The following is a 2,038-nucleotide window of genomic DNA, read 5'->3' as shown; positions in this document are numbered from 1 at the left end:
TTGGCTTGTTGATCCCACACCAACCCAGGAAACAGCGTTCGCCGAGCAGCAGGAGACCGCTTATCGCCATCAGGCCCTGAAGAGTGCCATCGAGACGCTTAACCCTCGCCAACGTCGAATCTTCACCGCGCGCTGGTTGACGGACGAGCCTCCGACCCTTGAAGAGCTGGCTGCGGAACACGGTGTGTCCCGCGAACGCGTCCGCCAGATCGAACAGCGGGCTTTTCAAAAGGTGCAGGCTGCGATGCAGAGTTACGGGCGCGGTGCCGGCGGTAAGCAGCCGGACCTGTACCGCGCTTAGGCTCCGAACGATCGAATCGTGCGGATACCGGGGCCATGCTTACGCCGTCGATCGTTCTTGTAATGATCGTCAACACCGTTGCGGCAAGCACGGCGCCCTTTTTGGCCTTGCTGGCATCCGTCTTGGACCCAGGCAATCGGGTGGCGACGACGGATGTGGCTCCCGACAGCCGCTTTCCGCACCAAGAGGAAGGAATCGCCTACGCAGCATGACCGGGCGCAGCCCAAGGAACGTTTTCTTTGGTGGTGCGTTCGGCGGCCAGCGGGCGAGTCCGAAACCACAATGACGAGCCCGACGAACTTTTACGGAGGATGACATGATGAAAAGACTGTTGGCATTTGTGCTGGCGGGCGCTCTCATGACTCCCACCACAGGCCTTGCGAGCGAGAGCGCGTTCAGCAATGACGAGGCACGGCAAGCAGCGTCGAAATTTCCGGAGAATCTTCCGCTCCCGCCGATCCCCCATCTTGAGACGATGCCGTGGATGAACTTTGACTTGGAGACGAAGGGACCAAGAGTGGACACCCTGTTGCCGCCCAGTTTCGTTGTCCCGGCGATGCCGAAAGACTCGGCGTTTGCCAATGACGACGTCTTTAACACCAAGCAGCTGTTGGCAGGGACGGGAGTTGAATAGAAAGCGCAAGCCAACCACCGCCGCTTCGGTGGCGGTGGTTCGATGGTCGTGAATTTAATGGGCGCCACTTCCGGATTTTAACGATCGTCCTCCAGCCCGTGCGGATTGCGCAACTGGATCCCTGCCCCCTCTTGAAATCCGATTGGCGTTTTCTAATTTCTTGTGTGCCGCGACAAGCGGACCGGGCGCCCTTCAGGGGCCCGGCGGAGCCGGGCGCCGGAGGTGTCCGGGGCCTGCTCGTATCCATCTTGCTCAACGGAGGATTTGGCTATGAGGACTACCTACGATTTTGCTCCCCTTTGGCGGTCGACCATCGGCTTTGACCGCCTTTTCGACCTTGTCGATGCCGCGCAGCAGCAGACGGGCACGGAGGACAATTATCCGCCGTGCAACGTCGAGCGCGTGGGCGAAGACCGCTACCAGATCTCGCTGGCGGTCGCAGGTTTCTCGCCTGACGAAATCGAGATCACCGCAGAACAAAGCGTCCTGACGGTGGAAGGCCGAAAGGCCGAGAAACAACAGCGCGAATTCCTGTACCAGGGGATTTCGTCGCGGCCTTTCAAGCGGCAGTTCAATCTGGCGGACTACGTCCAGGTCAAGGGAGCGGCGTTTGACAACGGCTTGCTCCGGATTGAACTGGTCCGCGAGCTGCCGGAGGCCATGAAGCCGCGTCGGATTTCCATCGCGGGTTCGTCCGCTTCGGATGTCCGGCAGATCGACGGCCAAGCGGCCTGACCACACTCAAAACTTCATATCAGCAGACTAACTTCCGCGGCGGTCCTGTGCCCGGCGGAGGTCAGTCTATCGAGGGAGAACACAACCATGGCTATTAAGGATCTCATTCCCTGGAACAACAAGGGGCGCGAGGTCGGTTTTCAGCGCGCCTCGGAAGTACATCCATTCCTTGCGTTGCACCGCGAAATGAATCGCATGTTCGAGGACGTATTTCGCGGATTCGATGTTGCACCGTTCGGGTTTGCCTCCCGGACTCTGGATGGGCTCGGCTGGCCGCAGATCGACATCGAGGAGACGGACAAGGAGGTGCGCATCACCGCCGAGCTGCCCGGTCTCGATGAGAAGGACGTCAGCCTGGAAATCGCAAA

The 2,038-nt window shown here is 59.9% G+C and carries 4 protein-coding genes and 1 pseudogene; all 5 read left to right on the top strand.

Translation table 11 applies throughout. From position 1 onward, the window contains the following. A partial coding sequence (locus GWE18_RS41770; protein WP_275191283.1) for a sigma-70 family RNA polymerase sigma factor occupies nucleotides 1–301 on the top strand: 301 nt, incomplete at its 5' end. A gap of 35 nt (nucleotides 302–336) precedes the next feature. After that, the gene (locus GWE18_RS41765; protein ID WP_275191282.1) at nucleotides 337–513 is read left to right on the top strand and encodes a hypothetical protein; all 177 of its coding nucleotides are present in this window, start codon (nucleotides 337–339) and stop codon (nucleotides 511–513) included. 104 nt (nucleotides 514–617) lie between these two features. After that, a complete protein-coding gene (locus GWE18_RS41760) occupies nucleotides 618–935 on the top strand; it encodes a hypothetical protein (protein ID WP_275191281.1) in 318 nt (105 codons plus the stop codon). 270 nt (nucleotides 936–1,205) lie between these two features. Then, entirely contained in the window at nucleotides 1,206–1,670 is a 465-nt protein-coding gene (locus GWE18_RS41755; protein WP_108518375.1) for an Hsp20 family protein, read from the top strand. Between the two features lie 87 nt (nucleotides 1,671–1,757). Beyond that, nucleotides 1,758–2,038, top strand: a pseudogene (locus GWE18_RS41750) (Hsp20/alpha crystallin family protein); the annotation flags it as partial.

It is taken from the genome of Bradyrhizobium sp. CSA112 (assembly GCF_029051645.1).
Lineage (GTDB): Bacteria > Pseudomonadota > Alphaproteobacteria > Rhizobiales > Xanthobacteraceae > Bradyrhizobium.
This window is presented reverse-complemented; position numbering and strand designations above follow the sequence as displayed.